General features: G+C 63.6%; 26 protein-coding genes. 15 read left to right on the top strand and 11 right to left on the bottom strand.

What is annotated here, in order from left to right:
• Positions 1 to 15: 15 nt before the first annotated feature.
• From dapB to arfB, 3 genes are read right to left on the bottom strand one after another with little or no spacing between them, the layout of a single operon-like run.
• Positions 16 to 777: a 4-hydroxy-tetrahydrodipicolinate reductase gene (gene dapB / locus R2823_07080; GenBank protein ID MEZ5175954.1), complete on the bottom strand. Its 762-nt coding sequence runs from the start codon at positions 775 to 777 to the stop codon at positions 16 to 18.
• On the bottom strand, positions 774 to 2,021 hold the full coding sequence (locus R2823_07075; GenBank protein MEZ5175953.1) for a pitrilysin family protein: 1,248 nt from the start codon (positions 2,019 to 2,021) through the stop codon (positions 774 to 776). Before R2823_07075 ends, dapB begins: the two co-directional genes overlap by 4 nt.
• 55 nt (positions 2,022 to 2,076) lie before the next feature.
• Positions 2,077 to 2,472, bottom strand: a complete 396-nt coding sequence (arfB, locus tag R2823_07070) for an alternative ribosome rescue aminoacyl-tRNA hydrolase ArfB (protein MEZ5175952.1) — start codon at positions 2,470 to 2,472, stop codon at positions 2,077 to 2,079.
• Positions 2,473 to 2,517: 45 nt separating this feature from the next.
• Here arfB and R2823_07065 point away from each other — a divergent pair, with 45 nt between their 5' ends.
• Together R2823_07065 and R2823_07060 are read left to right on the top strand one after the other, a co-directional pair.
• Positions 2,518 to 4,734 carry a hypothetical protein gene (locus R2823_07065; protein ID MEZ5175951.1) on the top strand — a complete coding sequence of 739 codons (2,217 nt, stop codon included), beginning with the start codon at positions 2,518 to 2,520 and terminating at the stop codon, positions 4,732 to 4,734.
• Positions 4,727 to 5,719 (top strand): AAA family ATPase, encoded by a 993-nt coding sequence (locus R2823_07060; GenBank protein ID MEZ5175950.1) that lies wholly within the window; start codon positions 4,727 to 4,729, stop codon positions 5,717 to 5,719. Before R2823_07065 ends, R2823_07060 begins: the two co-directional genes overlap by 8 nt.
• Before the next feature lie 51 nt (positions 5,720 to 5,770).
• Here the strand turns inward: R2823_07060 and R2823_07055 are convergent, their stop codons facing one another.
• Entirely contained in the window at positions 5,771 to 6,256 is a 486-nt protein-coding gene (locus R2823_07055) for a YajQ family cyclic di-GMP-binding protein (protein ID MEZ5175949.1), read from the bottom strand.
• Between the two features lie 70 nt (positions 6,257 to 6,326).
• On the opposite strand from R2823_07055, the gene R2823_07050 reads away from it, so the two are divergent.
• The 5 genes from R2823_07050 to R2823_07030 all read left to right on the top strand — a co-directional run bounded on the left by R2823_07050 (position 6,327) and on the right by R2823_07030 (position 10,260).
• Entirely contained in the window at positions 6,327 to 7,388 is a 1,062-nt protein-coding gene (locus R2823_07050; GenBank protein ID MEZ5175948.1) for a TIGR00730 family Rossman fold protein, read from the top strand.
• Between the two features lie 36 nt (positions 7,389 to 7,424).
• The gene (locus tag R2823_07045) at positions 7,425 to 8,207 is read left to right on the top strand and encodes a maleylpyruvate isomerase family mycothiol-dependent enzyme (protein MEZ5175947.1); all 783 of its coding nucleotides are present in this window, start codon (positions 7,425 to 7,427) and stop codon (positions 8,205 to 8,207) included.
• A gap of 2 nt (positions 8,208 to 8,209) precedes the next feature.
• Positions 8,210 to 8,977: a BtpA/SgcQ family protein gene (locus R2823_07040; GenBank protein ID MEZ5175946.1), complete on the top strand. Its 768-nt coding sequence runs from the start codon at positions 8,210 to 8,212 to the stop codon at positions 8,975 to 8,977.
• A 316-nt stretch (positions 8,978 to 9,293) separates the two neighbouring features.
• Positions 9,294 to 9,686, top strand: coding sequence for a hypothetical protein (locus R2823_07035; protein ID MEZ5175945.1), 393 nt, complete (start codon positions 9,294 to 9,296; stop codon positions 9,684 to 9,686).
• Between the two features lie 40 nt (positions 9,687 to 9,726).
• On the top strand, positions 9,727 to 10,260 hold the full coding sequence (locus R2823_07030) for a universal stress protein (GenBank protein MEZ5175944.1): 534 nt from the start codon (positions 9,727 to 9,729) through the stop codon (positions 10,258 to 10,260).
• On the opposite strand, the gene R2823_07025 is transcribed toward R2823_07030, so the two are convergent.
• From R2823_07025 to R2823_07010, 4 genes are read right to left on the bottom strand one after another with little or no spacing between them, the layout of a single operon-like run.
• Positions 10,230 to 10,787, bottom strand: a complete 558-nt coding sequence (locus R2823_07025) for an NUDIX hydrolase (protein ID MEZ5175943.1) — start codon at positions 10,785 to 10,787, stop codon at positions 10,230 to 10,232. The two genes, R2823_07030 and R2823_07025, sit on opposite strands and share 31 nt — an antisense overlap.
• On the bottom strand, positions 10,784 to 11,347 hold the full coding sequence (locus tag R2823_07020) for a hypothetical protein (GenBank protein ID MEZ5175942.1): 564 nt from the start codon (positions 11,345 to 11,347) through the stop codon (positions 10,784 to 10,786). The genes R2823_07025 and R2823_07020 overlap by 4 nt, the downstream gene beginning before the upstream one ends.
• The gene (locus tag R2823_07015) at positions 11,344 to 13,233 is read right to left on the bottom strand and encodes an ABC transporter ATP-binding protein (GenBank protein ID MEZ5175941.1); all 1,890 of its coding nucleotides are present in this window, start codon (positions 13,231 to 13,233) and stop codon (positions 11,344 to 11,346) included. The genes R2823_07020 and R2823_07015 overlap by 4 nt, the downstream gene beginning before the upstream one ends.
• A 60-nt stretch (positions 13,234 to 13,293) precedes the next feature.
• Complete coding sequence (locus tag R2823_07010; protein MEZ5175940.1) at positions 13,294 to 13,971, bottom strand: hypothetical protein; 678 nt, start codon at positions 13,969 to 13,971, stop codon at positions 13,294 to 13,296.
• 55 nt (positions 13,972 to 14,026) lie between these two features.
• Here R2823_07010 and R2823_07005 point away from each other — a divergent pair, with 55 nt between their 5' ends.
• Both R2823_07005 and R2823_07000 read left to right on the top strand, forming a co-directional pair.
• Positions 14,027 to 14,827 (top strand): lipoate--protein ligase family protein, encoded by an 801-nt coding sequence (locus R2823_07005; protein MEZ5175939.1) that lies wholly within the window; start codon positions 14,027 to 14,029, stop codon positions 14,825 to 14,827.
• Positions 14,824 to 15,270 (top strand): type II 3-dehydroquinate dehydratase, encoded by a 447-nt coding sequence (locus R2823_07000; protein MEZ5175938.1) that lies wholly within the window; start codon positions 14,824 to 14,826, stop codon positions 15,268 to 15,270. The genes R2823_07005 and R2823_07000 overlap by 4 nt, the downstream gene beginning before the upstream one ends.
• Before the next feature lie 24 nt (positions 15,271 to 15,294).
• On the opposite strand, the gene R2823_06995 is transcribed toward R2823_07000, so the two are convergent.
• Entirely contained in the window at positions 15,295 to 16,440 is a 1,146-nt protein-coding gene (locus tag R2823_06995; protein ID MEZ5175937.1) for a pyridoxal phosphate-dependent aminotransferase, read from the bottom strand.
• Positions 16,441 to 16,539: 99 nt separating this feature from the next.
• Here R2823_06995 and serC point away from each other — a divergent pair, with 99 nt between their 5' ends.
• The 4 genes from serC (at position 16,540) to msrB (ending at position 19,745) form a co-directional block, all read left to right on the top strand.
• The gene (serC, locus tag R2823_06990) at positions 16,540 to 17,661 is read left to right on the top strand and encodes a phosphoserine transaminase (GenBank protein ID MEZ5175936.1); all 1,122 of its coding nucleotides are present in this window, start codon (positions 16,540 to 16,542) and stop codon (positions 17,659 to 17,661) included.
• 33 nt (positions 17,662 to 17,694) lie between these two features.
• Complete coding sequence (locus R2823_06985) at positions 17,695 to 18,192, top strand: histidine phosphatase family protein (GenBank protein MEZ5175935.1); 498 nt, start codon at positions 17,695 to 17,697, stop codon at positions 18,190 to 18,192.
• 68 nt (positions 18,193 to 18,260) lie between these two features.
• On the top strand, positions 18,261 to 19,307 hold the full coding sequence (locus tag R2823_06980; GenBank protein ID MEZ5175934.1) for a threonine aldolase family protein: 1,047 nt from the start codon (positions 18,261 to 18,263) through the stop codon (positions 19,305 to 19,307).
• A 39-nt stretch (positions 19,308 to 19,346) separates the two neighbouring features.
• Positions 19,347 to 19,745 carry a peptide-methionine (R)-S-oxide reductase MsrB gene (msrB, locus tag R2823_06975; protein ID MEZ5175933.1) on the top strand — a complete coding sequence of 133 codons (399 nt, stop codon included), beginning with the start codon at positions 19,347 to 19,349 and terminating at the stop codon, positions 19,743 to 19,745.
• Positions 19,746 to 19,751: 6 nt separating this feature from the next.
• On the opposite strand, the gene R2823_06970 is transcribed toward msrB, so the two are convergent.
• Both R2823_06970 and R2823_06965 read right to left on the bottom strand, forming a co-directional pair.
• The gene (locus R2823_06970) at positions 19,752 to 20,210 is read right to left on the bottom strand and encodes a hypothetical protein (GenBank protein MEZ5175932.1); all 459 of its coding nucleotides are present in this window, start codon (positions 20,208 to 20,210) and stop codon (positions 19,752 to 19,754) included.
• Positions 20,211 to 20,290: 80 nt separating this feature from the next.
• Positions 20,291 to 23,605, bottom strand: a complete 3,315-nt coding sequence (locus R2823_06965) for an error-prone DNA polymerase (protein MEZ5175931.1) — start codon at positions 23,603 to 23,605, stop codon at positions 20,291 to 20,293.
• Positions 23,606 to 23,720: 115 nt separating this feature from the next.
• Here R2823_06965 and R2823_06960 point away from each other — a divergent pair, with 115 nt between their 5' ends.
• Positions 23,721 to 24,101, top strand: coding sequence for a hypothetical protein (locus R2823_06960; protein ID MEZ5175930.1), 381 nt, complete (start codon positions 23,721 to 23,723; stop codon positions 24,099 to 24,101).
• 54 nt (positions 24,102 to 24,155) lie between these two features.
• Entirely contained in the window at positions 24,156 to 25,166 is a 1,011-nt protein-coding gene (locus R2823_06955; protein MEZ5175929.1) for an LLM class flavin-dependent oxidoreductase, read from the top strand.

The raw sequence follows: 25,166 nt of genomic DNA, 5'->3' as shown, positions 1-25,166 counted from the left end.
GCGGGGTTGTGGCGCTCAGTCCAATCCCAACAAGGACTCGATACCGACCGCAACGGGTGCTCGCTGCGCCGACACCGACCGCAACGCAAGCAGAACGCCTGGCATGAACGCCGTGCGGTCCGTCGTGTCGTGGCGGATCGACAGCCGCTCTCCGTGGGACCCGAACAGGACGGTCTGGTCGGCAAGCGTGCCGGGAAGGCGAACCGAGTGGACGGAGATACCTTCGACCTCAGCACCGAGAGCGCCGGCGTGGGACTCCTCCGAAACCGTGGCGCGGCGCTGCTCGCTCCCGGATGCCGAGATGCGCTCGGCGGTACGGATCGCCGTTCCCGACGGCGCGTCGACCTTCTCGTCGCTGTGCATCTCGATGATCTCAGCAACCGGGAAGTGCCGTGCCGCCATCTCGGCCATCCGCATCATCAGCACCGCACCGATGGAGAAGTTCGGGACAACAAGGCAGTTCCCTGGCCCCTTCCCCCACACCACCTCGAGCTCGTGAAGGCGCTCCGCGTCGAATCCCGAGGTACCAACCACGACATTGGCTCCGAACGATCGCCAATGGTTGATGTGTTCCATCACGACATCCGGGCGGGAGAACTCGAGGATCACATCGCAGCCGTCGAGAGCTTCCGGATGCTGACTGATGGGAATCCCGGCGATGTTGCCAGCCGTATGACGATCGTACAGCGCAATCAGGTGGAGGTCCTCCGCCTCGTGCACGGTGACGGCAGACAGGCTCCCCATCCGCCCCGACGCTCCGGATACCCCGATCTTCATCGTACGAACGCTTCGAGGTCGTCGGCGACGAATGGTCCGACGGCACCGATCACGAAGGGGCCCGAGTAGGAGGCCTTGACCGCGTCGCGAACCTGATCGTGGGTGATCTGCGAGATCACGGCCACCGTCTCGTCGACCGTGAGGTGCTCCATGCCGGTGAGCTCGGTTCGGCCGATGCGGTTCATGCGACTGAGGGGATCCTCAAGTCCGAGCGCAAGCGCACCCTTCGCGTGCCCTTTTGCTCGCTCGAGCTCCTCATCGGTGAGACCTTCCTCGACCAGCTGTTCGATCTCGGACCGGATGATTCGGAGAACCTCGGGCGCTTGAAATGGGGTTGTACCGACATAGATCGCAGCCGCCCCCGCGTCGGCGAACGGCATCCGGAAGCCGTTGACGGCGTAGGCGAGGCCCCGCCGTTCCCGGATCTCGTGGAACAGGCGTGAACTCATGCCCCCGCCCAACACATGGTCGGCGAGCATCAGCGCAAACCGGCGTTCGTCGTTGCGTGGAAACGACGGGCTGCCGAAGACAAGGTGAGCCTGCTCGGTGTCTTTCGTTCGGACCTGAATCCGGGGTGCCGTGACGGGTTCCGATTCGTTCCGTCCGATGGCGTCGCCCTCCCAGGTCCCGAAACGGGCGACGATCTGATCCGTCAAGTCGTCCGGCAGGTTCCCCGCCGCAGCCACGACGACCGACCTCGGCGAGTACCTCCGCCCCCAGTAGCCAGCGATGGTGTTCCGCGACATCCCGGTGATCGAGTCCCGGGTGCCGAGGATCGGCGGAGCAAGTGGGTGTCCGCCCCACAGGGCGTCGACGAACTGTTCGTGGGCCACATCGGTCGGATCATCCTCGTTCATGTTGATCTCTTCCAGAACGACATGGCGCTCGCTGTCGATCTCACCGGACCGGAATGCCGGGCGTTGGATCATCTCGGCGAGAATCTCGATCCCGAGCGGGAGATCCTCGTCGCGGAGCCGAGCCCAAAAGCAGGTGTACTCCTTGGAAGTGAAGGCGTTGTGGCGAGCTCCGACACCGTCGAACGCTTCCGAGATCGCCCGAGCCGACCACTGTTCGGATCCCTTGAAGAGCAGGTGCTCGAGGAAGTGGGAGGCACCGGCCTCGGGGCCCTGCTCGTCCCTGCTGCCGGTGTTCACCCAACAACCGATCGCAACCGATCGCGTCGACGGCATGTGGTGGCTGATCAGCCTGAGCCCGTTCGGGAACTCAGTGAGTTGGTGTTCCATTCGTCTGATGATAGGAATCCGGTGGTGTGCACGAGCCTCGCAAGACGGTATCCGGTCACTCGTCATCGATGTTTGGGCGTCGGCGCTTCGCCTTGGCTGCACTGCGCCTGCGCTTGTCGGCGAGGCGTCGCATCCGACTCGCTCGGGTGGGCTTGGTTGGCTGCCGCTTCGGCGATTCGGGAAGGGCAGCGTCCTCGAGCATCGATGCGAGACGGCGCCTTGCCGTTGCGCGGTTCCTTGCCTGGGACCGGCTCGCATCCTCGGTGATCCGGATCCGGGGTCCGAGGCGGGCAACGACCCTGTCACGGGTGGCTTCATCCAGCGCCGTCGACGCGGCAGCATCAAAGACGAGCTCGACCCGAGTCGCACGCTTGTTGGCATGCTGCCCACCGGGACCGCCCGATGTCCCGAACCGCCATTCGATCTCGCGTTCGGGGATGTCGATACGCACAACGGCTTCCTCGTCGGGACAGGGGCATCGTACACTTGGAGGTTGATGCGCGAACGAGACGAATCGGTCCTCCACGAGATTCTCCCGCCAGAGGAGCGGGCGATCGAGGCTGTCGTGGCACGGTATCAGCGGGTCGCACCGGCGGTGACACGGTTCGCACGCTCGCTCGCAGGTAGCGAGGACCTCCAGGTTCGGCTCGGCACGCAGGCCGCTTCGACGATGGACACGATCATCATCGATCCCCGCGCGTTCCAGACGGCGTACGCACGCTCGGCTCCTGTGACGCCCGCCGAGGTTGCGTTGACCTCGGCACTCCACGAGGTGATCCATCTCATTGCCACCGATCTCGACGAGCAGCGCCCCATTCCGAAGGAGTGGCTTCCTTTTGCGCGGACGAGCGACACGGTTGACGAAGATGAGGGACCGATGGTTCCTGTCGGACTGTTTCAGCTCGGGGAGATGGAGGACGATGTCATTCGACCCGACATCGACGACAGCGACATCGCCGAGGACGACGAACCAGATGCGGCGTCCATGACGGTGCTCGAAGGACTCCACACAATCGGTGGCCCTGCCGCAGAGGCGCTTTTCTTCGCCATCGAGGATGCTCGCCAGGAACGCATCCATTTCGAGGCGTATCCCGGCGCGGGGTCGGTCCTCAAGGACCTGTACGGGACATCCGTCGGGCACGCGATGGGCAAGGCCCGCCCGCTCGGGCAGTTCGCCCTCGCGTGTTTCATGATCGTCGGGGGCCACGAGGAACGGGACCGGATCCAGCGGCGCCTCGATCCGCATGTTGCGGTCGCGATCGATGACGCCGTGGCCTTTCTCGACCCGGTGCTCAATGTCGACGATGTGTGGTCTGTTGGGACGATCGCGCTCCAGCTGCTCTCGGTTGCGCGAATGCACAACCTCGTACAGGAAGGCGCTGCGACGACCGCACAGCACAAGGCACAGGAACAAGCCGATGGTGCCGCTATCGCCGACACCGTCGACGCCGTCCGGATGGTGACACCGCCACTCGCCGATCGCGAGTCGTACGATCAGACACGGCAGGCCGCCCAATCGGTGAGTGCCCACGCGGGAGCCAAAGGCGATGCCGACCAGGCAGGAGATCCGGCGACTGACCAGCTGATGCGGGTTTCAACGGCACCAACGGTCTTTCTCCCAACCGGCCAAGGGGGCAAACTGCTGGTCACCGATCTGCCGACGCTCTTCACCACCTTCGCCCCCCAGGGCCGCACGATGCTCGAGCGGGCCGGAGACGACTGGGGGGTCGCGCAGCACCGTGTCTCCGGTGAGCTATATCCGTTGTTTCTCGCCAACCAGCGGCGCGGGCTCCGATCGGGATTCGATGCGGGCGACCTGTCCCCATATACGCCGTTGTTGCTCGGTGCCGGGTTGTACGAGCGGATGTTCGAGCGGCGGGATCTCCCTTCAAGGCGATCGTACGCGGTGAGCCTGCTCGTGGATGGCTCCGCATCGATGCTCCAACCGCGCGACGCCGGAGGCCGGAAGACTCCGTGGGCGATGGCGGCTGCGCTCCTTGGGGCGTGGACCCTTGCGAGACTCGCCGACGAACTCCAGATCGATTTCGAGGTCGCGATCTTCAATCGGTCGTTCGCCGCCGGGCCCGACGACTCGGAGCTCTCGTACCGGGATACCCGTACGCGGGCGACCGCCGGATTGCGGCAGGCACAGGGAGGCAATGCGGAGCGGCTCACGCGGACGGTGAACCACTATCTCGTCAAGTCCTTTCGACAGCGCTGGAGGTCCCGTGAAGACATTCTCGCCGGGCTGTTCTACACGGCTGCATCGCCCCAGGATGCCGCTCGCGACGCCCGCAAGGATCCTGCAAGCGCACCGCCCGTGTCGATGTTCGACAAGGCAGCCAATGTCGACGAGTTCAATGTGTCCCACGCCGCGGAACGACTTGTCGCCCAGCATGCAGCACATCGCATTCTCGTCGTACTCGCCGACGGCATGACCCGCGGGTCCGCCCAGGCCCTCGCCGAGACCGTCGCCGAAGTCGAGTATGGCGGCGCAACCGTCCTCGGAATCGGCATCGGCGACGACACGGTGCGCGCTGCGTATTCTCGGGCACAGGTCGTCGAACAGCCACGCCACCTCGCCGCGGCGGTGGTCGAAGGCGTCCGCTCGGCGCTGTACCGGTCGATCGCCGCGTCGGGAGTCGACGCGTGGTGGGGCCATGAGGGAGAACGCGTTCTCAAGGAACAGATGACAGGAGCAACCAATGCCTGAAAGTGTCACCTTCGTCGACCCGATGGGTGAAGGTCCCGATGTCACCCTGCCGGTCACAACGATCAGCAAGGACCTTCCGGATCACGCCCTTCGACGCGAACACATCCCGACCGTGGACGAGTTCTATGTCGATCTCGGCATGCAGTACAAGCTCGCCCGCCTCGAAGCGATCCGGCGCTCGCATTTCACCGACAGCCCACTGCATCTTGCCCTGCGCGGACACATGGGGACGGGCAAGGACCACGATCTTGAGCAGTTCGCCGCAAGGCTCAAGACTCCCTACTACCGAATCCCTCTCACCGGCGAGGTTCGCGACATCACCCTGATCGGATCCGTCAAGCTCCACGGGGATGGCAAGGGGGGCACCGAGAGCCGATGGGAGGACGGCGACATCACCCGCGCCCTTCGTGGCCCTGCGATGATAAACCTCTCGGAGCTGAATGCGGCGGGGGCAGAGACGCTTTTTGCACTCCACGGACTGCTCGACCGCCACCGCGCGCTCGAACTCCCCACAGGAGAAATCGTTCGGCTGCGGGACGATGTTCGCATTTTCGGAACGCTCAACCCAACGGATCTGCGCGACTACGCAGGCACCCAGACACTGAACAAGGCTTTCGCCGACCGGTGGATCATCTGGGAGAAGGTGTTTCCGGGCGAGGATGACCTCGCAACCATGCTTGAGCGCAGGCATCCCGACATGGACCCGACCGTGCGGGGCCTTCTGACGAAGCTCGCGGTCGAGATCAACACTTCGTTCGTTGCTGGCGACGCACGGACACGCGTCGAAACACCGATGTCGCTCAGGACGGTGCTCGATCGCTACCCGGCAGGGCTACGGATGTACGCTGACAAGGACGATCCGATGCGCTGGTCGTGGCAGGAGTTCGTGCTTCCCCACATCGAACCATACGACCGGGACCACTACGAGACCATCTGGTCCGCGATCGTCAGGAAGGGCCCATCCGGAGATCCGTTCAGCGGATGAGGAGCGGGTTCCGGCACGATCCGGACCTGAGGAAGGGGCGAACCGCTTTCGTCAGTCGCGGAAGTTGAGGTACTGGAGCGGGAGCCGGAAGTCGAGATCCTTGAGCAAGGCAATCACGGTCTGGAGGTCGTCCCGCTTCTTGCCGGAGACCCTCAGCTGGTCCCCTTGAATGGCGACCTGAACCTTCAGTTTCGCATCCTTGATGAGCTTCGTCAGCTCCTTCGCCGCGTCCTTGGCGATCCCCTGGTTGAGGTGGAAGGTTGCCTGGTATCGACCACCGCCGATCTGCGTCGGTTCGCCTCCTGAGATGGACTTGAGGCTGACCCCACGCTTGACCAGCTTCCCTTTGAGAACATCGACGGCAGCGGCAAGGCGACCTTCCGAATCCGACTCGATCACGATCCCGTCGTCGACAAGGCGCACCGTCGAGGCCGTTCCCTTGAAGTCGTACCGGTTGACGATCTCGCGGGAGGACTGGTCGACGGCATTGCGCACCTCTTGGAGGTCGACCGTCGAAACAACATCGAATGAGGGCATGGACGAAGCCTACTGCCGGGCCATGACCACAAGTGTTCGGAAACGGCGACCCGCCTGATACCTTGGGGCCATGCCCGAACTCCCCCCCGAACTCTCCCCCGAACCCTCCCTCGACGCGCAGATCGATGCCCTCATCAACCGCGTCATGCCAGCGAACCCCGGCGCGCATCGCGACGAGAACCTTATCCACGAGATCATCGACACGGCGCTCAAGCTGATCAAGGACAACACCGACCGCGGTGATGTCAAGATGATGAACACGGCGCTCAAGGAACTCAGGTACTCCTCCCTCGTCTTCGCGCCCCATCACGACCTCCGGAAGGTCGCCGTCTACGGCTCGGCACGAACACAGCCGTCGGAGCCCAATTACCTGCTCGCCGAGGAATTCGGGCGCACCATGGCCGAGGCCCACGGTTGGATGGTCATCACCGGTGCAGGCCCAGGCATCATGGAAGCCGCAAACAAGGGGGCTGGCACCGCGTCGAGTTTCGGAGTGAACATCCGGCTTCCGTTCGAGTCGGGCGCCAACGAGTATCTGTCGCCGGGCAATGTGATCAACTTCAAGTACTTCTTCACCCGCAAGGTGCAATTCGTCAAGGAATCCGACGCCTTCGCCCTGTTCCCGGGCGGTTTCGGAACGATGGACGAGGTTTTCGAGCTTCTGACCCTTGTCCAGACTGGCAAGTCCGACATGCACCCGATCGTGATGATCGATGCCGAAGGAACGGGATACTGGGATGCGTGGCTCGACCTGTGTGATGTGCTCCTTCGACAGGGGATGATCTCTCGCCACGATGCAAGCCTCTACAAGGTCACCAACAGCGTGAGGGAGGCAGCCGACGAGATCCTCGGGTTCTTCCGGGTCTACCACTCCCAACGATTTGTGAACGGGAAGCTGGTCCTGCGACTCACCACCGATGTGCCGGATGATACCGTCAGGGAACTGTCGGATGAATACGCGGACATCATCGATGTCGGCGGCATCGAGCGGGTGACGGCGAGCAAGGCAGAGATCGAGACTGACGATGTGGTCGACCTCCCGAGGCTGTCGTTCGCTTTCGATCGGCGCAGCTACGGCCGCCTTCGTACGCTGATCGACCGGCTCAACCAGTCCGCTCCGCCAGCGTCATGAGTCCGCCAACAAGCCTGCGTACGGTAGAATCTGCCGATGCGAGAAATCCTGTCAGACCTCGTCGCCGAGCAGCAGCATCTGGACCAGTTCCTCCAGACACTGCGTGTCCACCAATGGGCAATCGAGACGCCAGCTGAGGGCTGGACCGTCCAGGACACCGTCAGTCACCTCGCATTCACCGAAGACTTCGCCGCGGAGGTCATCGAGCAGGGTGCCGCCAGGATCAAGGCGGAGAAGGTCACCGATATCGACGAGTGGACCGAGCGGGGTGTCGAAAAAGGACGAGGCCGCCGCCATCAGGAGATCATCGAATGGTGGCGCTTCGGTCGAGCCGATGTGGTCGAAGCTCTTTCGCGGATGCAGGCAAGCGATCGCATTGCGTGGCTCCACGGTGAGATGAGTGCACGATCGTTTGCGGCGGCACGCCTCATGGAGACCTGGGCACATGGCCTCGATGTCAAGGCGGCGATCCTTGGACGGATGGAGCCGCTCGAGGAGCCGCCCGGAGAGGACGAGGACCCCGATCCCCTCGCGGATACTTCCCGTTTGCGCCACATCGCATCGCTCGGCCAGCGGAGTCTTCCATTCGCATTCGCCGAGGCTGGCGAGGAGTTCCCCTCGTCCGGCATCCGGGTCGAGGTCATGGGGCCGCTGTACGCTGCGTGGCGTTTTGGTCCGGAGGACACCGACCAGGTCATCAAGGGAATGGCCGGGGATTGGTGTCGGGTGGTCGTACAACGCCAGGATCCCGAGGACACCGGGCTCAAGGCTGTTGGTGACTACGCCGAGTTGGCACTCCGCATCGCCCGCGCGTACTGATCGTGCTTCCCCGCCTCATCGGCGTGGTCCATCTCGGGCCCCTTCCCGGCAGTCCACGGTTTCGAGGTGACTTCAGTTCGGTCCTCGACGGGGCAGCAGCAGACGCCCGGCTCCTCGCCGATGCCGGGTTCGACGGTGTGATGGTCGAGAACTTCGGGGATGCCCCATTCGACGCCGACGATGTCCCAAAGGTGACCATCGCAGCGATGACTGCTGCGGTAGGGGAGGTCGCGGAGGCGTGCCAGCTCCCGACCGGAGTCAATGTCCTTCGCAACGACGCCGTCGGTGCACTCTCGGTGGCCGCGGCGACATCGGCGTCCTACATCCGAGTCAATGTTCTTTCCGGAACGATGTTCACCGACCAGGGCCCGATCGTCGGACGGGCAGCTGAGGTCTCACGACTCCGCGCACACCTCTGTCCGGATGTGTCGATCATGGCAGATGTCTTCGTCAAGCACGCAACGCCGCCACCGGGTCTCCATCTCGTCGACGCCACCCGCGACCTCACCGAACGCGCTGGCGCAGATGCCGTCATCGTGACCGGCTCCGGGACCGGCGCGGCAACCAACATCGTGGAGTTGCGGGCGGTGTGTGAGGCGAGCAACCTTCCGGTCTATGTCGGATCGGGCGCCACGGCCTCCACGATCGCCGAACTGCTGGCCATCGCTGACGGCGCCATCGTCGGCACCGCCACCAAGGAGGACGGCGTGACCACGAATCGCGTCGATGTCGACCGCGCGGGCGCGATCGTCGCCGCTGCATCCGAATGAGACGCCCGATGCCGCGCCATCAGACATGCTGTCGAGACGGCACCGGCCCTCTTACACACAGGAATGTGCGTAAGTCGATTTTACTCCCAGCCGAACCCTCGACCGGTCGTTGAGGGAGCAGCAAAAATGCCCGCCAACTCGACGAATCTTCGACCCTCAAGCATCGGTTGAACCTTGGCCGATGTGAGCCACCGAGGATCGACACTGCGGTGACATCCCGGTCCATTTCTGTCGTGAGCCGGCAGCGAGTCCCGCAGTTGGTGCCCGTGATCAGCGGACTCCGGGTACTGTGTCGGCTGCATCACCGGAGCTGCCCGTGTCCGAACTCGTCGACAACCTGGTCAATGAGATCCGAGTGCTGAGCCGCGACATCGCTGGCATGGACGATGACAATCCAAGGCGCGCCGACCTCATTCACGAACGCGAACAGCTCCGTATTCGTGCGAGACACCTCGCGGATGCGTCTCGTCACCCTGATGCGGTGCAACGCCAGATCGAGGCGCTCGAGGACAGGCTCGATGAGATCGAGCGGATGCAGATCGAGCCGGGCTGGAGCGAGCGGCACCACGCGCCACGAATCCAGGATCCCGGCGCGTATCGCTACGGGATCAACAGGGCGATCACCGACGACCATGCCGATGAGGTGGCGTCCATCAAGGCGCAGCTGGAACGGCTCCGGTCGACACGACCCGACGCCCGCGAGGGCTGACACTCCGGCGCCAACTGGATTTCGGACCTATGCTGGTGTCATGCATGTTCTCGTCGCTACTGCCGGCGCGTTGAACCCCGAACCGGTCGTCGGATTCGTGCGCCATCTGATGGGAAACAACGGAGCCGTCACGATCGCGACGGTCGTCGAGGTGCCGAGATCGTTTCTCGAAGAGATCAACCGCGATGATTGGCACCCGCTGCGAGACGCGGGAGTCCCGACCAGCGAGGACACGCTCGTCGCCAAGTACCTCAGCGAGCGGGCGCATCGCCTCACCGAGCCGATCCGTCTCGCCCTCGAGCGGGCGCACATCCCGTGTTCGTTGCTCACCTTGGAAGGACGGGACGCCGCGACGGAGATCTCAAAGGCCGCGTCGGAACTCGATGTCGATGTCGTCATTCTCGGGGCAACCAAGCAGATCTTCAATCGGGATGCGTGGGAATCGGTATCGAGTCGAGTGATGCTCGAATCCGGTAGGGCGGTCCTTGTGCTTCCGGAAGCTCGCGCCGAACCGGATGATCCCGAATCGGTTGAGGGTTTCGATCAGGCGGTCGAGTCGAGCCTGTCGAGATAGGCGACGAGCGCGGCGTGTGACGACGGGACGAACCACTCCCGATGCTCGGAGACGGCACACCGCAGATCGGGAAGGGGCCACCATCGCACATCGGTTGTTGCCCCCGCCTCTGGCCGGATCGAGCCTTCCCCGATGCCCGTGAGCACCAGATGGGCCGCGGGAAACGCCGCCGCGGCGCCGGCGACCACCGCAAGCGGACGAATGGTTGCCATGACTCGGTGCGCATCGAGCTCTTCGACGGTGACGCCATCAACCGATACGAGATCCAGACCTGTCTCCTCCCGGACCTCCCGGATGGCGGTCTCCGTCGGGGACTCCCCCGCCCGCCACCGTCCGCCCGGGATCTCAAGGAGACCACGCACGGATTCGCCCGCGCCGTCACGCCGCTGCAACACGACGGATCCACCGGAGCGGTCAGTCACAACGACCCGTATGACGGGAACGACAACACCGTCGGGACCACTGACCGGAACGGCGACCTCGACGAACGCTGCCCCGTCCCAGACGCGATGTCGGCCTGGCGTCACGGTGTGCGCTCGGTCTTGACACACTTGAGGTCGGCTCCACGGCCGAGATCTCTGATGCGCTGTTCGAGCTGCTGACATGCGGCGGTCCATGACGCCTGACCGTCGGCATATGCCGATCCAGCCAGCGACCGTTCGATGTCCTGGAGGGTCGCCGCATCCGAGATTGCGTCTCGGAGAGCAGGCAGATGAGCTCGGACCGAGGCAATGGTGTCAACATACGCGTGGTGGGTTTCCTCAAGGGCGCTCGGTGGTTCGAGCGAGCCCATTGCGGCCACATACCGACCGACCGCATCGTCGACGAGCGCGAGATATGCAGCGGTCTGTGACGCGACCAATTCCGTTGCGCGGTCGAGGTCCGGTTGCTCTTGGTCCTCGACGAGATCTCGAACGCCTTCTTGTACGGTCGTCTGGTAGCGGAGCGAAAGCCCCTGGGTTTCGGTGACATAGGTGTCTGCGAGCGTGGCCGCCTCCCGTGCGTAGGTCTCGACCGTGAGTCGTTCCGCGCCCGAACAGGACACGAGCATCGGCGCCACAACGAGACCGATCACGATGGATCTCATGGCTTTGCGGCCGCTTCGCGGAACTGGGTCCGGAACAAGCGTGTGTACAAGCCGCCGCCTGCAAGAAGCTCGTCGTGTGGTCCGGACTCGACGATGCGGCCTCCATCGATCACGAAGATGCGGTCAGCAGACACGACGGTCGAGAGCCGATGCGCGATGACAAGCGATGTTCGGTGCGCCATGATGCCCTCGAGTGCTTCTTGCACGAGCGCCTCCGACCGGGCATCGAGATGTGAGGTCGCCTCATCAAGGATCAGGATCGCCGGGTTCTTGAGAATGACCCTCGCGATCGCGACCCGCTGCTTCTCGCCACCCGAGAGCCGGTACCCGCGTTCGCCGACGCGGGTCTGCATGCCGTCTTCGAGGGAGTCGATGAACTCGAGGATGTTGGCCGCCGCAGCGGCGTCCCGGAGCTCCTGCATCGTTGCATCGGGCCGCGCGTACCGCAGATTCGCTTCAACCGTGTCGTGGAACAAGTAGGTCTCCTGCGTGACCACCCCGACAGCCTTCGCGATCGTCTCGAACGACAGGTTCCGCACATCGACCCCGTCGATTCTCACTTCCCCCTGCGACGCGTCGTACAGACGCGGCACCAAATAGGTCAAAGTCGTCTTTCCTGCCCCCGAAGGGCCGACGAGGGCAATCATCTCTCCCGGCTTCGCCACAAACGACACATCCTTGAGCACCCATCCCGCCGGTGAGCGTCGTTGCACCTCATCGACCTCGCCGGTGTCGAGCCAGCCGAACCGACGAACCGACTCGAGCCCTGACTCGCTCGTCGCGTCGTATGAGAACCAGACATGGTCGAAGACAACCTCCCCTTGAACGGTTGGGAGTCGAACGGCTTCGACCGGCTCTGCGATGTCGACGGGCATACCGAGCACCTCGAAGACCCGCTCGAACGACACAAGCGAAGTCGTGAATTCAACTCTCGCCGTCGAAAGCGCCGACAGGGGCCCGTACAGTGAACCGAGATAGGCCGAGAGCGCCACAATCGTTCCGACCGTCAGATTCCCGTTGATCACGAGGTACGCCCCCAACCAGAACACGAGTGCGGTGCCAAGCGCCGAGACGACCCCGAGGGCCATGAAGAACCACCGTCCGATCGTCGCTTGCCGAATCCCGAAATCCCGCACCTCCCCCGCATATCGTGAAAAACGATCGTCTTCATGATCCGTGCGGCCGAAGAGCTTGACGAGCAAGGCCCCCGACACCGAGAGCGTCTCTTGCATGACCGTGTTCATCTGTGCATTCGACTTCATCTGCTCGCGCCGGATCACCCGAAGACGGGATCCGACTCGCCGCGACGCAATGAGAAACAGCGGAAGGATCAACAGCGAAAGCAGCGTGAGCCGCCATTCGAGACCAAACATGATGATCAGCGTCGCCGCCACGGTCACGACATTCGACGCAAGGGTCACAAAGGTGGAGGTGACGGCTTGTTGGGCTCCGACGACATCAGAGTTCAGGCGCGACATGAGTTCACCGGTGCGAGTGTTCGTGAAGAACCCGAGCGACATGCCCTGGAGGTGGGTGAACAGTTGGCGCCGCAGGTCGAAGATGATGCCTTCTCCCATTGAGGCGGAAGCCCATCGCTGTGCCACGCCGACCGCACCGTTGATCAACGGGACCGCAACCATGCCGAGTCCGAGCCAGGTGACGAGTCCGAGGTCAGCGTTCGGTATCGCTGTGTCGATCAGGCCCCGCATCAACAGCGGCGGTAGCAGGGAGAGGCCAGAGATCACAAGGATTGTGACCACAACGACCGTCAGCTCAAGGCGGTACCCCGAAGCGTACGACAGAACCCGCGAGACGAGCGCCCGATCGATCTTCGGTTGGGGCTGCTCGTCGTCATGACGAAGATACGCCCCCCACCCCCTATGCATGGGACGCCCTCGTCATGACAGCAACGATAGGACACCGTGCCGCGGCGCCTGCCCTCATGCTCACTCGGACGCCAGGAGTGCCGACAGCCGCGTCGACGACGCAGCGATTGCCTTGCAGAGTTCCTCGGAGATCTCCGAGCGGCAGAACAACTCGTATCGCATCCCGGCGGCTGTCCATCCGAGGCTGAGCCCGTCGGGAACGACGATCGCGACCGGTTCAGGGCGGTCGTCCGAGTCGAGAACCTTCCCGACACGGAGGACGGCGACGCGTCCTGTGTCCGACTGGTACGGGTCGGTCGTCCACAGGCCGAACGCCGCTGAGGTATCGGGATCGAGGGTGCCGGTCACCTGGTCGTACACCAATTGACTCGTCACCCACCGCACCTGTTCGGGCACGAGCGACGGGAACTGGAGTGACGGCAGTGCGTCAGCGATCTCCGATCGAGATGACTGCACGAAACGGCTGTTGCCGATCCTGGTGTTCCATACGCCGGCGATCACCGACTCGGAGGAACCGTGGTGTTGGGGTTCCTTCTGGTCGTTGTACCACAACACATCGACCGAACCGACCGCGGCCTCTCCCGGCTGGCCAACATCGACCGAAGCGAGCGTGACCGTCGTCGTCGTGTCCCCCTGGACGAACGAACGGGTCATCTTCCCTGCACCGTCGAGCAGTCCGGCTTCACCGCAACCGACGACGGACAATCCCAAGATCACAACCAACGCCACGCGCCTCATGGGGTCAAGGATGGCACGCAAGCCCGGCAACTGACATCACCCCTACCCTGCCCTGATGGACGATGGCATCGTGACGGTGATCAGGCATCAGTCGACCGGGGATGGTCCGCTCGACACGGCAGTTTCTCGCGCGGTCCTCGACGCGGTCGGAAAGGGCACCATGGGCGAGAGTCTCGAAGTCTCGGCCACGGGCCAGATCCTTGCGTTCGGCAAGCAGGATGCGGGCACTCCCGGGTTCGACGCCGCCGTTGACCGTGCCGAGGGTCTCAGATATCAGTCGACCGTGAGGATCGTCGGTGGAAGAGCCGCAGCCTTCCACGATGCCACCATCCGATTCGGTTGGACCCGACCGATCGACGACGCAGCATCGGCAATGGCCGACGGGTTTGCGCGGCTCACCCGCGCCGTCGTCGCCGCGCTTGCATCTTTCGGTATCCGCGGCGAGGTTGGGGAAACGCCCGGGGAGTACTGCCCGGGGAAATGGAGCGTCCACATCGCAGGAAGGAAGGTGATGGGTGTCGGACAACGGCTCACCCGCACCGCCGCCCATGTCGGAGGCGTCATCGTTGTCGATGGCGCGCAGCGAATCAACGAGGTTCTCCTCCCGGTCTACGGCGCGCTGGGACTGCCCTTCGATCCCTCCGTTACCGGTTCGTTGTCCGACGCCATGGTGATCCCGACCGGTGACTTCATCGACGCCTTCGTCGGCGAGCTGTGCCGAGGCCGGACGGTCGTCGCTGGCACCGTTCCCGATCATCTCCTCCGTGTCGCTCACGATCTTCGGAGCGATCACGATCCGAAGGCCCGCCGTCCGGTTTGCAGGACCAGCGATTTCGCCCGAGACTCCCCATCATGAAGTTCCTCGTCGTCAACGGCCCGAACCTGAACCTGCTCGGGGAGCGGGAACCCGAGATCTACGGCCACGACACCTTGGATGATCTCGAGACGGCTTGGCATGATCTCGCATCGACACTCGGGATCACCATCGAGGCGATCCAATCGAACCATGAAGGCGTCCTGATCGACGCCATCCACGCGGCGAGAAACGATGTGGATGGCATCGTCATCAACGCCGGCGCTCTGACGCACTACAGCCGAGCCATCGCCGACGCGCTCACCGGTGTCGGATTGCCGTATGTCGAAGTCCACATTTCGAACATCTACGAGCGAGAGGGTTGGCGGAGCGTCTCAGTTCTCGCCGACCACGCCGATGCCCTGATCGTCGGCCGCGGAACCCAGGGCTACCTCGATGGGATCAGGCACCTCCATGACCGCCTGTCGGCACCTTTGTCCGAGTAGTCGGCTGCGGCTGGCGCCCTTCACCTACCGTGACACGAGCTCGGTGATCCGTTCGAGTCCCTCCACCAGGTCCCCGTCACCGAGGGCGAAGGAAAAGCGGGCGTACCCGGGCGCTCCGAAGGCTTCACCGGGGACGAACGCGACCTTGGCTTCCTCGAGCACGATTGAGGCGAGCTCAAGCGAGGTCTGCGCCACCCGACCGTGGATCGGCCTTCCGAGGAGCCCCGAGACATTGGGAAAGGTGTAGAACGCGCCACCGGGCTCCTGGCAGGTGACGCCGTCGATGCTCCTGAGCATCTTCACCATCGTCATCCGTCTCCGATCGAAGGCCGCCAGCATCTGCTCGGATGCCTCAAGTGAGCCCGACACTGCAGCGAGAGCCGCCGCCTGGGCAACATTGTTGACATTCGACGAGATGTGTGACTGCATCCGGGACGCAGCAGTCGCCACCGCGTTGGGTGCGATCAGCCAACCGACCCGCCAACCGGTCATGGCGTAGGTCTTGGCAACGCCGTTGATGATCACACAGCGTTCAGCGACCGCAGGAGCTTCCACCGGAACCGAGCTGAAGACGGCGTCACCGTACACCAGATGCTCGTAGATCTCGTCGGTCATGACCCAGATACCTCGTCGCACAGCCCATTCCCCGATCTCGCGCACTTGATCGCCCGTTGCGACCGAGCCCGTCGGGTTCGACGGGCTGACAAAGACCAGCATCTTCGTACGGTCCGTCACCGCGGCGTCGAGCTGGTCGATCGATGCCATGAAGTTGGTCGACTCGTCGGTTGGCACCACGACCGGCACCGCACCTGCGAGGCTGATGGCCTCCGGGTAGGTGACCCAATACGGCGCCGGGAGCAGAACCTCGTCGCCGGGATCGAGGAGTGCCTGACAGGTGAGATACACCGCCTGCTTGCCGCCGTTGGAGACGACGACCTGCGACGACGACACCTCGAGCCCGGAGTCCCTCAGCGTCTTGTGCGCGATCGCCTCTCGGAGCCGCGGCTGACCTGCCGCCGGCGAGTAGCGATGCGAGGCTGGGTCCGCCGCCGCTTCGATGGCGGCCTCGACGATGGGGGTCGGGGTCGGAAAATCGGGTTCACCGGCGCCGAACCCGATCACCGGTTCACCGCTCGCCCTGAGTTCGTTTGCACGGTTGGTGATCGCCATCGTTGCCGACGGTTGCACCGCTCTGGCTCTCGCTGAGATGGATTCACTCGTGGGCACCGCCACTACGCTCCTGATCGATCGGTCGCCGAAACGATAGGCATGCCCGTGAACGCCCACATCGCCATCCCGCATGCACTGCTTCCCTCCGACGGACGCTTCGGTTCGGGCCCTGCGAAGATCAACGACACATCCCTGGCGAGTGCAGCACCGTTCGTGGGGACAAGCCACCGCCGCGACCCGATCAAGTCCATGGTGGGCCGGATCCGCGAGGGGTTGGCTGATCTGTACCGACTCCCGGACGGATATGAGGTCATGCTCGGTGTCGGCGGAGCAACCGCGTTCTGGGACGCCGCCGTGTTCGGCCTCATCGAGCGACGATCAGCCCACTTCGTCTGCGGTGAGTTCTCGGAGAAGTTCGCGGCGACGGTTGCTTCGGCACCTCACCTCGACGAACCCGAACTCGTCGAGGCTGCCCCGGGCTGGGCTCCCGAGCCCGTTGCGGTCGAAGGCGTCGATGTCGCGGCCTTCATCCACAACGAGACGAGTACCGGCGTCGTCGCGCCGTTCGGACGCCTGACGGAAGCACTCGTCGTCGTGGACGGCACTTCGGCGGCCGGCGCCATCGCGTACCAAGTGGATTCCGCAGATGTGTACTACTGCTCCCCCCAAAAGGCCCTCGGCTCCGAGGGCGGGCTCTGGATTGCCATCGTCTCCCCTGCCGCGATCGATCGCATCAACACCGTCGCGTCATCGGGTCGTTGGATCCCCCCCTTCTTGTCCCTTGCCACCGCGTTGGAGAACTCACGCAAGGATCAGACCTACAACACACCGGCACTGGTGACCCTCCATCTCCTCGATCGACAACTCGCAGCGCTTGGCGACCTTGGCGGCCTTGCATGGGCAGCGGAACGATCTCGGGACTCGTCACAACGGTTGTATTCGTGGGCTGACGCACACCCACGCGCCAGTGCATTCGTACGGGACCCGAGCCTTCGCTCGCCCACCGTCGTCACCGTCGACCTCGCCGACGAGATCGACGCCGCGTTGGTCGCGTCGACGCTTCGGGCGAACGGGATCGTCGACACCGAGTCGTACCGCAAACTCGGGCGCAACCAGCTCCGCATCGCGACCTTCCCCAACATCGATCCTGATGACATCTCGGCGCTCACCGCATGCATCGATTTCGTGCTCGACCATCTCGACCGGGACTCGACCAACTGAGTCGGCACGGTGCCGCTCGTGTACGATCGGGACATGCTCCACCTGATGTTGATGCGACACGGCAAGTCGGATTGGGATGCCGGTGCTCCCGACGATCACACCAGACCGCTGAACGAACGCGGTATACGGGCATCGCAACGCATGGGAGTCGTGATCCGGGATCTCGGAATCGTTCCGGATATCGTCGTGTCGTCAACGGCAACGCGAGCTCGTTCGACCGCGGAGATCGCGAGGCTCGCCGGTGGCTGGAGTAGCAGGCTTGTTCTCGACGGAGGGCTCTACGGTTGCTCGGTTGAAGATGCCCTGACGATCGCAGCGGGTCACGGCGCAACAACCGAGCGTGTGATGCTCGTCGGACACCAGCCCGTGTGGGGGATGCTCGTACGGCGACTCACGGGCGCGTCGACGGAGATGAAGACCGCATCGGTTGCCGACATCGAAATCCAGGCTTCGGCGTGGGACGAGCTTCCCGCATCGCACGGGATCATGACACAGCTCCTCCAAGCGCAGGCGTTCCTGACACCGGACTGATCGTCATCCTGTGTGGGGTCTCGCAGGCGTATCCTTCGGGATTCCGCTCCGAAGGCATGGGAGGCACCATGATCGATCTCCGCAGCGACACCATCACGAGGCCGACTCCACAGATGCGCAGTGTCATGGCAAACGCCCCGGTCGGCGACGATGTGTACCACGACGACCCAACTGTCAATGCCCTCGAGGAGCATGTGGCAACGATCCTCGGGGTGGACGCCGCCATGTATGTCCCGTCCGGGACGATGAGCAACCAGATCGCAGTTCGGCTGCACACCGAACCCGGAGACTCGGTGGTCATCGAGCATTCCGCTCACATCGGAACCCACGAGCTCGGTGGTGCGGCCCATCATTCGGGCGTGACGCTGAATCGGATCAAAGGGTCGCTCGGCGTGTTCACGGCCATGCAGCTGATGGAAGCCGTACCGGTGCCTCACCCGTCGATGCCCTTCCACCTGTATGACCCCCACACCTTGATGTGTCTCGAGAACACGCACAACCTCGCCGGTGGCACCGTGTGGCCCATCGAACAGCTGCGCTCGGTCACCGCCGCTGCGCGCGATCTCGGCCTCGTCTGCCATCTCGACGGCGCCCGTATCTGGAACGCATCGATCGCCTCGGGGGTCGACATTGCCGAATACGCCTCGCTCTTCGACACCGTGAGCGTGTGCTTCTCCAAGGGCCTCGGTGCCCCGGTCGGATCCGCCCTGTGCGGATCCGCGGAAGCCATTGCGCAGGCGCGCCGTTTCAAGCACATGTTCGGTGGCGGCTTCCGGCAGGCCGGTGTGATCGCCGCCGGAGCCCTCTATGCCCTCGCCAACCACCGGGACCGCCTCATCGAGGATCACGACAACGCACGGACCTTCGCCGAAGGGATCGCAGGGATCGACGGCGTCACCGTGGATCTCACATCCGTCCAGACCAACATCGTGAACTTCACGGTGGCCCATCCGGGAGCCGTCGTGGATGCGTGCCTCACCGATGGTCTTGCTGTGCTCGTCAACGGTCCGTCCGAGATTCGCGCCGTCTTTTCGATGGAGGTGGATGCGTCCGGCGCCACGGAAGCGATCGGGATCGTGGCCGATGCCGTTGCGCAACGCGGTGGAGGGCCGTGATCCGACATCCGGGCATGGTTTGCGCGGTACGCTGCGGGTATGGCAGCACAGTACTCAGAGGCCGATCTGCGGAATCGGCTGACACCCCAGCAGTTCGCCGTGACCCAGGAGGCCGCGACCGAGCGTCCGTTCACGGGAGAGCTCCTCGGCAACAAGGCAGAAGGCACCTACCGATGTGTCGTGTGTGGAGAAGCGCTGTTTGCATCCGATACGAAGTTCGACTCGGGCTCGGGTTGGCCGAGCTTCACGACACCAATGCATGATGACGCCGTTGGCGAGACCGAGGATCGGTCCCACGGCATGGTTCGCACCGAGTCCACCTGCGCCAATTGCGGGGCACACCTCGGCCATGTGTTCCCCGACGGCCCAGGTCCCGGCGGGCTTCGCTACTGCATCAACTCGGCGGCACTGGCCTTCGACGCCGCAGACGACTCCTAGAGCGGTCTAGAGCGTCGTGCTCAATAGCAGCAGGGCGATCATGAGGGCACACGACACCGCTACCACCATGTAGGTGACGGCTCTCCCGAGGACTTCCTGCTTTGCGACCGATTTCAGCGGCTGAACCTTCGTCGGCGTCGTAACCCGATTCTTGCGCCCCTTCGTCTCGGCACCGATGCGGTCGGCGAGGGGAACGGAACGAGCCGGTTCGGGTTCGGGTTCCACCATCACATTCGCGAATTGGATCGGTGTGTCGGGTGTGAAGAGGACCATCTCCCCTCCAAGGACGACCTTGAACGACCCTTCACCGATCGCGGTGACGGAGCACTCATCGTGGCTCCATGAACCGAGCTCATCCTCGCCGGCAACGAGTTTGACATCGGCGTCGACGGTTTCGAGCACGGCGCTGAGCCCGGGGCCTTCCTCTCCCGGTAGCAGCAGGGTGCCTGCGAATGCGTGGCTCACGCCAAGACTCCTCTCGGTCACCAGAGTATTTTCGGATGCAAGTCCCCGCGAATGAAGCCTTTCTTTGGCGATTCTTGGAACTACCGGAAGTCCCGCGACGGCAGATCGGGAGCCGGCCAGGTGTCCAGTCGTTGCGCGACCAGGTTGGTGACCCCGTCCCGGTACCTGAGCGTTCCCGTGATCACCGCACCGATTGCCTTCCGGGCGATCTCGTAGTTGGCGTCCCACACCGCCGGCATCATGATGATGTTCATGATCCCTGTCTCGTCCTCGAGATTGAAGAAGCGCACACCGTTGGCTGTTTCGGGCCGTTGACGGTGGGTCACGATGCCGGCGACCGTGACGGTGGGACGATTCTGACGATACCCAAGAGCGATGGCGATGGGAGTGACCCCCCGTTCGTCCAACTTGGTCCGGATCAGACTGACAGGATGTGTCATCGAGATCCCCGTTGACCACAGGTCGGCCTCGACGCGCTCGGTGGGCCCCATCGGAGGAAGATCCGGACGAGCGGCCCCCGATCCGAGCGCCAAACGGTCGGGGGCGAGTTGTGAGAGCGCGCCTGCTTCCCACATTCCCTCCCGTCTGCCAACCCCAACAGACGCAAAGGCACCAGCGGCGCTGAGCGCCTCATGGGCGGTCACGGTGAGGCCGGTTCGCTTGGCAAAATCGTCCGTCGAAACGAACACACCGCCAGTGAGACGAGCAGCTTCGATGCGAGTGATGTCGCTCTCCCCGAGGTTGCGCACATACCGCAATCCGAGCCTCAGCGCGACAGGCATCCGGACATCATCGTCGATGGCGCCCATGCCTTTGCGCCAAACACCGCCGAGATACGAGATCGTTCCCCGGTCGGCATCGGACGGCTCGATGGTGCAATCGTGGATCGAATGATTGATGTCTGGTGGCAACACCTCGACACCGTGATGGCTGGCATCGGCAACGAGAGAGTTCGGGGAGTAGAACCCCATCGGTTGGGCATTCAGGAGTCCTGCGAAGAACTCCGCCGGCCAGTGGTACTTCAGCCATGAGGCCGCGTACACGATGTACGCGAACGAAACCGAGTGGGACTCGGGGAATCCGAATGAGGCGAAACCCTTGAGCTTCTCCCACAGCTCGTCCGCTGGTCTCCCGGTGAGCCCGTTGGCAGCCATACCCAGGTACACCTCGTCTCGAAGTTTCTTCATCTCGTCTGCTGAGCGCTTGTGGGTCATCGCCTGCCGAAGCCGGTCAGACTGTCCGGGGGTGAAGCCCGCGCAGACGCGAGCGAGTTCCATCAGCTGCTCTTGGAAGATCGGCACACCAAGGGTCTTCGCGAGAATCGGTTCCGCTGCCGGGTGCAGATAGGTGACTGGTTCTTCGCCGCTGCGCCTTCTCAGATAGGGATGGACCGACTGACCCTGGATCGGCCCCGGCCTGATCAAGGCAACCTCAATGGCGAGGTCATAGAAGGTTCTCGGCTTCATCTTCGGCAGCGTCGCCATCTGAGCACGGGACTCGACTTGGAAGACGCCAACCGTGTCGGCGCGGGTGAGCATGTCGTACACCACGGGCTCTTGCGGAATCGTCGCAAGGTCCACATCGATCCCGTGGACCTGCGCAATGAGATCCACGCTGAGATGCAGGGCGTTGAGGGCTCCGAGGGCAAGCAAGTCGAACTTGACGAGGCCCATGGCGGCAGTGTCGTTCTTGTCCCACTGGAGGACCGAGCGGTCAGCCATCCTCCCCCACTCCAGTGGTGTCGTTTCCCACAGCGGACGCTTCGTGATGACCATCCCCCCGGAATGGATGCCGAGATGACGGGGGAAACCGTCAAGCCTTCGGCACATCTCGTAGATGTGGTCGGTTGTCATCCCACAGGGAAGATCGACGACCTCGCTGAGTGCTGTCGGGCTTCGCGTATCGATGTACTTCGTCAGGCCGTTGACCTGCGCCTGGGTCAGTCCGAACACCTTTCCGACATCCTGGAGGACCGAGCGTGCTCGATAGGTGATGACATTGGCGACCATGGCGGCACGCTCGCGTCCGTACCGCCGATAGCAGTACTGGATCACCTCCTCCCTTCTCTCTGCCTCGAAGTCGATGTCGATGTCGGGCGGTCTCCCTCGTTCATGGGAGAGGAACCGTTCGAAGGGCAGGCCGAGCCTGATCGGATCGACCCTGGTGACCCCAAGGCATCGGCACACCGCAGAGTCCGCCCCCGACCCCCTGATCTGGCAGTAGATGCCCCGCTGTCTGGCGAACCGCACAATGTCCCACGCAACGAGGAAGTACCCGGCGAAACCGAGTGAGGAGATCACCCCGAGCTCATGCATGAGTCGCCGTCGCGCTGCCGGATCAATGCCATCGTCAGACCCCGGATAGACCTCCCGTGCCCCTTCGAGGGTGAGCCATGCGAGATACTCATCCTCGGTGGTGAAGGCTCCCGGCATGGCGAAATCGGGAAGCTCGGGTGTCAGGAGATCCAGATCGAATGCGAGGGCAGTGCCCAATTCGGCAGCTCGTTCAACCGCACCGGGATACCTGCTGAAGCGTCGCTGCATCTCGTCGGGTGTCCTGAGGTGACGAAGGTCGGTCGCCGGCCTGAACCCATCGGACGCGTCCAGTGTGCGTCGTGTGGCGATCGCGGCGAGCACCTCGGCAAGATCGGCGTCTGTGGGCTGCGCGTAGTGGACATTGTTCGTCGCGACCGTCGGAATGGAGAGCCGTGTAGCGATCTCATGCAACAGGTCGTTGCGGTCATCGTCTCCGGGGAGCCCGTGGTGTGTCAGCTCGATGTGGAACCGGTCCCCGAAGATGTCCCTGAGTCTTGCTGCGCTGGCGATGCCACCGGCAAGGTCGCCTCGTGTGGCTGCGCGGGGCACCGCACCCTGCCAACAGCCCGACAGCGCCACGAGGGAACCATCCCGAGCCGCTTCCTCGAGGTCTCCGAAGGCGTACCGTGGAGCATCCTTCCTCCCCCGGAACTGTGCACGGGTCACCAGCCTGCTGATCGCTCCATAGCCTGCCGGGCCGGGTGCAAGCAGGACGAGATGGTCGGTGTCGTGGCGCTTGTCCGGCTTGGTCCCGTACATGCGTCGAACCCTGCCACGCCTCGACACATCACCGGTTCCGGTCACCGGAACCGGTTCGTCGCTTGGGGCAACGATGCGTTCAACGCTCTCCTCCGATGAGGGTGTTGCCGGAAGGCCGATTTCGGTCCCGTACACGATGGGCACTCCGGCATGGGTGGCGGCAGCATGGACCTGAACGGCGCCACGAAAACCGTCATGGTCGGTGATCCCGAGCGCTACATAGTCAAGATCCCCAGCTCGTTGAACGATCTCGTCCGGCCACGACGCACCGTCGAGAAACGAGTAGTTCGTGTGACAGTGCAACTCCGCGTATCGTGCCATTCCTCCAGACTATCGAACATGTGTTCGGTCCGTCAACAAAGACGGAAACAAGGTCGGTTATCGCGTTCTCGTGGTTTCGGTTTGCCGCAACGGCTTTCGAGCGTATGGTTGACCCATGACCGAGTTCTCAGTTCGCCTCACCAACAAGCCCGGCCAGTTGGCAATCCTCGCCCGCACCCTCGCGGATGCAGGAGTCGGCATCGAGGCGTTCGCGACCATCGCCGACATGGGACAGTCCTATGTACGATTCATCCCTGACAACGATGCACGGGCTCGTCGTGTCCTCCAGGTCGCAGGCGTCGACTACGACGAGACCGAGGTGCTCGATACCTTCATACCCCGCGGAACATCGGGGCTTGCTGCGATGGCGGAAGGGCTCGCCGGTGCAGGCGTCAACATCGACTCGATGTACCTGCTGCACACCAACGCCCAGGGCTACCACATCGCCGTCACGGTGAGCGATTCGGATCGTGCCAGAACCGCCCTTGCCGGCTGAGGTCGAGATCGGGAACCAACGATCACCCGGGCCGATCGCCGGTACATTGAAGACATGAATCTCGGATTCGGTTTGCTTTCCGGCCAGCGGGCGCCGGACGATCCACGCTCGTGGGAGGATGTGTATCGGGAGTTGGTCGAGCTCACCGTACACCTCGAACGGCGTGGCTACTCGTCGGTGTGGACCACCGAACACCACTTTGTCGATGACGGCTACATGCCTTCCCTCCTCGTCACCTCAGCCGCGCTCGCGACCGCCACCTCCACGATCGCAATCGGTACGGGTGTCGTGCTCGCTCCACTGCATCACCCGATTCGTCTCGCCGAAGACGCAGCGACCGTACAGCTGATTGCCAATGGAAGGCTGATCCTCGGACTCGGACTCGGTTGGTCGGCGACCGAGTTCGAAGCGTTCGGTGTTGACATCACCACCCGGGGTCAGGCGATGTCGGAGATCCTCCAGTTCCTTCCACAGGCATGGTCAGGCGAACCGTTTGCCTGGGAAGGCGACCTCTACTCGTATCCCGAATTCGCCATTCGCCCGACACCGAAACGGCCGATCCCCATCATCGTGGGAGGTTCCGTCGACGCGGCGGCGAGGCGAGCAGCGCGACACGCCGACGGATTTTTCTCGAACGCACCCCCGGAACGGTTTGTCTCGCAGGTCGCTGCTGCGACGGAGGAGATGGAACGGATCGGACGCGATCCGGCCGGGTTCCGATGGATTCACTACAGCGTCATGTTTCCCGGTCCGAGGGACGCGATCATCGATCATGTGTGGCATCAGATCTGGAAGTACACCGACATGGAGGACTCCACAACCCGTGTCGGGCCGATCGCGCGAACCCCACCACTCACGGCCGAGACGGCAGAACGCGTCCGCAGCCGCATCGTCGGTGGCTCTCCGGACGAAATCGTCCACACCATCGGCACGCTTCGCGACGCGGTGGGCGTTCCGGTCGAATGGGTGGCGCGGAGCCACTTCTGCGACCTGCATTACGGGCAGCAGGTCGAACTGGTCGATCAACTCGCCGAGCAGGTCATGCCCTACCTACCGGTGGATTGA

This window comes from Acidimicrobiia bacterium (assembly GCA_041393965.1).
Taxonomy (GTDB): Bacteria; Actinomycetota; Acidimicrobiia; order Spongiisociales; family UBA5794; genus UBA5794.
The sequence above is the reverse complement of the archived record's forward strand: the minus strand, read 5'-3'. Positions and strand labels throughout refer to the sequence as shown.